Source organism: Krasilnikovia sp. MM14-A1004 (assembly GCF_047159485.1).
Taxonomy (GTDB): Bacteria; Actinomycetota; Actinomycetes; order Mycobacteriales; family Micromonosporaceae; genus Actinoplanes.
In genome coordinates this window covers 3,543,517-3,550,842 of sequence record NZ_AP038773.1, presented here as the reverse complement: position 1 = coordinate 3,550,842, position 7,326 = coordinate 3,543,517, and the positions used below count along the sequence as shown (strand labels likewise).

Annotated in this window: 1 protein-coding gene (only partly in view); it reads left to right on the top strand. The window is 74.8% G+C overall.

Translation table 11 applies throughout. The features are described 5' to 3' along the window. Window positions 1-17 precede the first annotated feature (17 nt). Window positions 18-7,326, top strand: the 5' portion of a protein-coding gene (locus tag ACMCNN_RS15825; RefSeq protein ID WP_412746973.1) for an SDR family NAD(P)-dependent oxidoreductase. Its footprint extends 22,550 nt past the window's final position; the window shows 7,309 of its 29,859 coding nt (coding positions 1-7,309); its start codon is at window positions 18-20; its stop codon lies beyond the right edge, outside the window.

The window sequence follows — 7,326 nt, the reverse complement described above, 5'->3', positions numbered from 1 at the left end:
CGAGACAAGGACGCTTGATGACTGACTCCGCCCAGCAGTACGTCGAGGCGCTGCGGTCCACCCTCAAGGAGAACGAACGGCTGCGCCGCCAGAACGCGCAGCTGGTCTCCGCGGCGGTCGAGCCGATCGCCATCGTGGGCATCGGCTGCCGCTACCCGGGCGGCGTCGGCTCCCCGGAGGAGCTGTGGCAGCTCGTCGAGCAGGGCCGCGACGCGATCGGCGGGTTCCCGGCCGACCGTGGCTGGGACCTGGCGTCGCTGCACAGCGCCACCCGGGAGGGCGGCTTCCTGGCGGACGTCGCCGACTTCGACGCGGGCTTCTTCGGCATCTCCCCGCGCGAGGCCGTGGCGATGGACCCGCAGCAGCGGCTCGTGCTGGAAACCTCGTGGGAGGCCCTGGAACGCGCCGGCATCGACCCGATGTCGCTGCGCGGCAGCCAGACCGGCGTGTTCATCGGCACCACCGGGCAGGACTACGCCAGCCTGCTGGCCCGCACCGGCGACGACAACACCGTGTACGCCACGACCGCGGCCGTGGCCAGCGTGCTGTCCGGCCGGGTGTCGTACACCGCCGGGTTCGAAGGCCCGGCGGTCACCATCGACACCGCGTGCTCGTCGTCGCTGGTCGCCACGCACCTGGCCGTGCAGGCGCTGCGCCATGGCGAGTGCACGCTCGCCCTGGCCGGTGGGGTCGCCGTGATGACCACCCCGACCGCGTTCGAGGCGTTCACCGCGCAGGGCGGCCTCGCCCCGGACGGCCGCTGCAAGTCCTTCGCCGCCGCCGCCGACGGTACGGGCTGGGCCGAGGGCGTCGGCCTGCTCGTCCTGGAACGGCTCTCCGAGGCGCAGCGCCACGGCCACCCGATCCTGGCGCTGATCCGCGGCACCGCGGTCAACTCCGACGGCGCCTCCAACGGGCTGACGGCACCCAACGGGCCCTCGCAGCGCCGCGTCATCCGGGCCGCCCTGAACAACGCGGGCCTCGCACCGGCCGACGTGGACGCCGTCGAGGCACATGGCACCGGCACCCGGCTCGGCGACCCGATCGAGGCGCAGGCGCTGCTGGCCACGTACGGTCAGGACCGCGAGACCCCGCTGCTGCTCGGGTCGATCAAGTCGAACCTGGGGCACCCGCAGGGCGCCGCCGGCGTCGCCGGTGTCATCAAGATGGTGCAGGCGCTGCGCAACGGCGTGCTGCCCGCGACGCTGCACGTGGACGAGCGCACCCCACACGTCGACTGGAGCGCGGGCGCGGTCGAGCTGCTGACCGAGCGGCGGGAGTGGCCGGTCACCGGGCATCCGCGCCGGGCCGGTGTCTCCGCGTTCGGGGTCAGCGGCACCAACGCCCACGTCATCCTCGAACAGGCACCCGCCGTCGAACCCGCCGACCCGGACGAGCCGGTGGTGCGGATGGGCGCCGTACCGTGGCTGGTCTCCGGGCGCAGCGCCGGGGCCCGCGAAGCCCAGGACGCCCGCCTCGGCGAGTTCCTCGCCGCGCACCCCGGTCTGCGCGCGCTGGACGTCGCGTACTCCCTCGCGGCGTCGCGGTCCAGCTTCGAGCACCGCAGCGTGCGGCTGCGCACCGGCGACGACACCGTCGAGGTCGCCCGCGGCGTGGCCGGTGAGGGCGCGCTGGCGTTCCTGTTCACCGGCCAGGGCGCGCAGCGCGCCGGGATGGGGCGCGACCTCGCGGCCCGCTTCCCCGTGTACGCGCAGGCGCTCGCCGACCTCGGCGTGGACCTCCCGGACGACCTCGACCAGACCGGTGCGGCGCAGCCCGCCCTGTTCGCGCTGGAGGTGGCGCTGTTCCGGCTGGTCGAGTCGTGGGGGGTGCGGCCCGACTTCCTCGCCGGACACTCGATCGGCGAGATCGCCGCCGCGCACGTGGCCGGGGTGCTGTCCGCGGACGACGCGCTGCGGCTCGTCCGGGCCCGGGCCCGGCTGATGCAGGCGCTGCCCGCGGGCGGCGCCATGGTGGCGGTGCAGGCGTCCGAGGCCGACGTGCTCCCGCTGCTCACCGACCGGATCTCGATCGCCGCTGTCAACGGCCCGCAGGCCGTCGTGCTGTCCGGCGCGCAGGACGAGGTCCTCGCGGTCGCGGCACGGTTCCCGAAGACCAAGCGGCTGGCGGTGTCGCACGCGTTCCACTCGGTGCTGATGGAACCGATGCTCGACGAGTTCCGGCAGACGGTGCAGACCCTGACGTTCCACCCGCCGCAGATCCCGATCCAGGCACAGGGGGACGTCACCGATCCGGAGTATTGGGTGTCGCACGTGCGCGACACGGTACGGTTCGCCGACAACATCGCCGCCCTCGCCGAACGCGGCGTGTCCCGGTTCCTGGAGCTGGGCCCGGACGGCGTGCTGTCCGCGATGGCGGCCGACCTGCTCCCCGGCGACGCGGTGGTGGTGCCGATCCTGCGGCGCGACCGCGACGAGGAGACCACCGCGCTGACCGCGCTCGCCCGGCTGCACGTGGCCGGCGTACCGGTGCAGTGGCAGCGGCTGTTCGACGGCGCCGGCGCCCGGCGCGTCGACCTTCCCACGTACGCCTGGCAGCGCGAACGCTACTGGCCCCGGGTGCACGGCGGCGTCGGCGACCTGCGCGCCGCCGGTCTCGGCGCGACCGGCCACCCGCTGCTCGGCGCCGCTGTCGAACTCGCCGGGTCCGCCGGGCACCTGTTCACCAGCCGGCTCTCGCTCAGCTCCCACCCGTGGCTGGCCGACCACGCCGTGCAGGGCAGGGTGCTGCTGTCCGGCACCGCGTTCGTCGAACTGGCGATCCGCGCCGGGGACGAGGTCGGCTGCGACCGGATCGAGGAACTCACCCTCACCGCGCCGCTGGTGCTCCCGGTGGACGGCTCGGTGCAGATCCAGGTGTCGGTGGACGCCGCCGACGAGGCGGGCCGCCGGGCCGTGGCCGTCCACTCGCGGCAGGTCGGTGCCTGGCTCCAGCACGCCACCGGCATGCTGGCCGCTGGGGTGTCGTCCGCGGCCGCGGTGCCGTTCGACGCGACGGTGTGGCCACCGGCCGGTGCCGAGCCCGTCGACATCGGCGGCGCCTACGAGCGGTTCGCGGCGGGCGGATTCGCGTACGGCCCGACGTACCGCGGCCTGCGCGCCGTCTGGGTCGCCGGTGACGAGGTGTTCGCCGAGGTGGCAGTGGATTCCGGCGCGGACGCGTTCGGGCTGCACCCCGGCCTGCTCGACGCGTGCCTGCACGCCGCCGGGCTCGCCGACTTCGGCGCGATCAGCCGGGGCGGGCTGCCTTTCGCCTGGCGGGGCGTCACCCTGCACACGGCGGGCGCCGCACACGTCAGGGTCCGGCTGCGGCATGCGGGGGACGCGATCAGCGTGGCCGTCGCCGACCCCACCGGCGCACCCGTGGCCTCCGTTGAGGAGCTGGTGGTCCGCGCCATCACCGCCGACCGGCTCGACGGTGCGGCCGCCGTCGGCCGGGACCCGCTGTTCCGGGTCGCCTGGACGCCGGTCACCCCCGGCGCCGCGGAGACCGACGTGGCACTGTCCGGCGAGGACCGGTTCGGCCTCGGCGTCGCCGCCCTGACCGCGACCGGAAGCCCGCGCGTCGTCATCCACCAGGTCGACACCGGCGGCGACCCGGTCGCGGCCACCCACTCCGCCACCACCGAGGTGCTGGCCGCGATGCAGGCCTGGCTCGCGGACGACAGGTTCACCGACTCCCGCCTCGTGTTCGTGACCAGCGCCGCACCGGGCAGCGGCCACGCGTCGGATCCCGGCGCAGGGCGCGAGATCGTCGACGGACCGAGCGGTCCGCTGAGCGGCGACGGCGGGCAGCCGTCCGGCGAGCTCGCCACGGCCGCGGTCGCCGGGCTGGTCGGGTCCGCGGCCGCCGAACACCCGGGCCGGTTCGCGCACATCGACCTCGCGCCGGGCACCGGTCTCGCGGAGATCGCCGGTGCACTCACCCTCGACGAGCCGCGCCTGGCCGCCCGCGACGGTGGCCTGCTGGCGCCCCGCCTCACCCGGGTGACCACGCCGGGCGAGCCGTCCGCGGAGGCGTGGCCCACCGACGGCACGGTCCTCATCACCGGTGGCACCGGCGGCCTCGGCCGGCTCCTCGCCCGCCACCTCGTCACCGCGCACGGGGTGCGCCGCCTGCTGCTGGTCAGCCGCACCGGCGGAGCCTCCGCGTCACCACCCCCGGCCGAGCCGCGCGAGGTGCCGGCCACCGAACCCGCCGGGCCCCGGCACGGGTCGGCCACCGAGACAGCCGGGCCGCTGGCCGGACTCGTCGCGGAGTTGGGTGCGCTGGGCGCCGACGTGACCGTGGCCGCCTGCGACGTCACCGACCCCGACGCCCTCGCCGACCTCGTCACCCGCCACGACATCGCCGCCGTCGTGCACACCGCGGCGGTGCTCGACGACGGCGTGATCGACGCGCTCACCCCGGAGCGCATGGACACCGTGCTGCGGCCCAAGGTGGACGCCGCCTGGCACCTGCACGAACTGCTTCCCGACGTACGCCTGTTCGTCGTCTTCTCGTCCGCCGCGGCCAGTTTCGGGGTGCCCGGCCAGGGCAACTACGCCGCCGGTAACGCCTTCCTCGACGCCCTGATCCACCACCGCCGGGCGCAGGGCCGGTCCGGCCTGTCGCTGGCCTGGGGCGCGTGGGACCCGGCGACCGGCGGCATGACCAGCTCGCTGACCAGCGCCGACATGGCCAGGATGGCGCGTACCGGGCTGCCGCCGATGAGCGCCGGGCAGGGTCTCGCCCTGTTCGACGCGGCCGTGGCGGGCGACGACGCGGTCGTCCTGCCGATCCGGCTCGACCTTGCTGCCCTGCGTACCCAGAATGATCTGCCGCCGCTGCTGCGCGGCCTGATCCGCGGCCGGTCACGCCGCGCCGCCATCGCGGGCGGCCTCGCCCAGCGCCTCGCCGGGCTCGACGACACCGCCCGCGCCGACGCGCTGCTGGCCCTCGTGCGCGCACAGGTCGCCGCGGTCCTGAGCTACCCCGGCGCCGAGGCCGTCGACCCGGCGCGCGCCTTCCAGGACCTCGGATTCGACTCGCTCACCGCGGTCGAGCTGCGCAACCAGCTCGCCACCGAGACCGGCCTGCGCCTGCCCGCCACGCTCGTCTTCGACTACCCGAGCTCCGCGGCGCTCGCCGATCACCTGCGGCAGGACCTTTTCGGTACGCCCGCAGCACCCGCCTCGCAGCCGCCGAAGCTCGTCTCCACCGCCGACGACCCGATCGTGGTGGTGGGCATGGCCTGCCGTTATCCGGGCGGCGTGACGACACCCGAACAGCTGTGGCAGCTGGTGCTGGACGGCACCGACGCGATCACCGGCTTCCCGGCCAACCGCGGCTGGGACGTCGACGGCCTGTACGACCCCGACCCGGACGTGCCCGGTCGCACCCACGTCGTCGAGGGCGGTTTCCTGCACGGCGCGGGCGACTTCGACCCCGACTTCTTCGGCATGTCCCCCCGCGAGGCCCTCGCGACCGACCCGCAGCAGCGCCTGCTGCTGACCGTGTCCTGGGAGGCCGTCGAACGGGCCGGCATCGACCCGACCTCGCTGCGCGGCAGCCGCACCGGGGTGTTCGCCGGGGTGATGTCGAACGACTACGGGTTCCTGCTCGAAGGCGACGAGTTCGAGAGCTTCCGCGGCACCGCCAGCTCGATGAGCGTGGTGAGCGGGCGGGTCGCGTACACGCTGGGCCTGGAGGGTCCCGCGGTCACGGTCGACACGGCGTGTTCGTCGTCGCTGGTGGGCCTGCACCTGGCGGCGCAGGCGCTGCGGCAGGGCGAGTGCGACCTGGCGCTGGCCGGCGGCGTGACAGTCATGTCCACCCCGGCGCCGTTCGTGGTGTTCTCCCGGCAGCGCGGCCTCGCCGCCGACGGCCGGTCGAAGTCGTTCGCCGAGGCGGCCGACGGGGTCGCCTGGTCCGAGGGCGCCGGGATGCTCGTCCTGGAACGGCTCTCCGACGCCCGCCGCCACGGACACGAGGTGCTGGGCGTGCTGCGGGGCTCGGCCGTGAACCAGGACGGCGCGTCGAACGGGCTCACCGCGCCCAACGGGCCGTCGCAGCAGCGGGTGATCCGGCAGGCGCTGGCCAGCGGTGGCCTGTCGACGGCGGACGTGGACGTGGTGGAGGCGCACGGCACCGGCACCACGCTGGGCGACCCGATCGAGGCGCAGGCCCTGCTGGCCACGTACGGGCAGGACCGCGAGGTCCCGCTGTTGCTCGGGTCGATCAAGTCGAACATCGGGCACGCGCAGGCGGCCGCGGGTGTGGCCGGTGTCATCAAGATGGTGCTGGCGCTGCGGCACGGTGTGGTGCCCCGGACGCTGCACGTCGACGCGCCGTCCTCGCATGTGGACTGGGCGGCGGGCGCCGTCGAGCTGGTCACCTCGCCGGTCGGCTGGCCCGGCGCCGGGCGGCCGCGCCGGGCCGCGGTGTCGTCGTTCGGCGTCAGCGGCACGAACGCCCACGTGGTGATCGAGCAGCCGCCCGCGGCCGAGGCCGCTGTCGCGGCGGCCGTCGGGCCCGGTCTGGTGCCGCTAGTCGTGTCCGGCAGGTCGCCGGAGGCCCTGGACGCGCAGATCGCCCGGTTGCCGCTGGACGCGTCGCCGCGCGATCTGGGCTTCTCGCTGGCGACGACCCGCGCGTCGTTCGGTCATCGGGCGGTGTTGCTGAGCGGTGCGGACGGTGTTGCCGAGGTCGCACGGGGTGCCGTCGGCGAGGGGTCGTTGGCGTTTCTGTTCACGGGTCAGGGTTCGCAGCGTCTGGGGATGGGTCGGGAGTTGGCGGCCCGGTTCCCGGTGTTCGCGGATGCCTTCGACGCGGTGGCGGCGGAGTTGGGTCTGCCGCTGACGGACGTGGTGTGGGGTGATGACGCGGCGGCGTTGGAGGCGACGGGGTTGGCGCAGCCGGCGTTGTTCGCGTTGGAGGTGGGCCTGTTCCGGTTGGTGGAGTCGTGGGGTGTGCGGCCCGATTTCCTGGCGGGGCATTCGATCGGTGAGGTGGCGGCGGCGCATGTGGCGGGGGTGTTGTCGCTGGCTGATGCGTGCGCGCTGATCACCGCGCGGGCGCGGTTGATGCAGGGGTTGCCGTCGGGTGGGGCGATGGTGGCGGTGCGGGCCTCGGAGGCCGAGGTGTTGCCGTTGCTGTCGGCGGGGGTGTCGGTCGCGGCGGTGAATGGTCCGGATGCGGTGGTGTTGTCCGGGGTTGAGGCTGAGGTCCTGGCGGTGGCGGGGGGGTGGAAGCACACCCGGCTGAAGGTGTCGCATGCGTTCCATTCGGTGTTGATGGAGCCGATGCTGGATGAGTTCCGGCAGG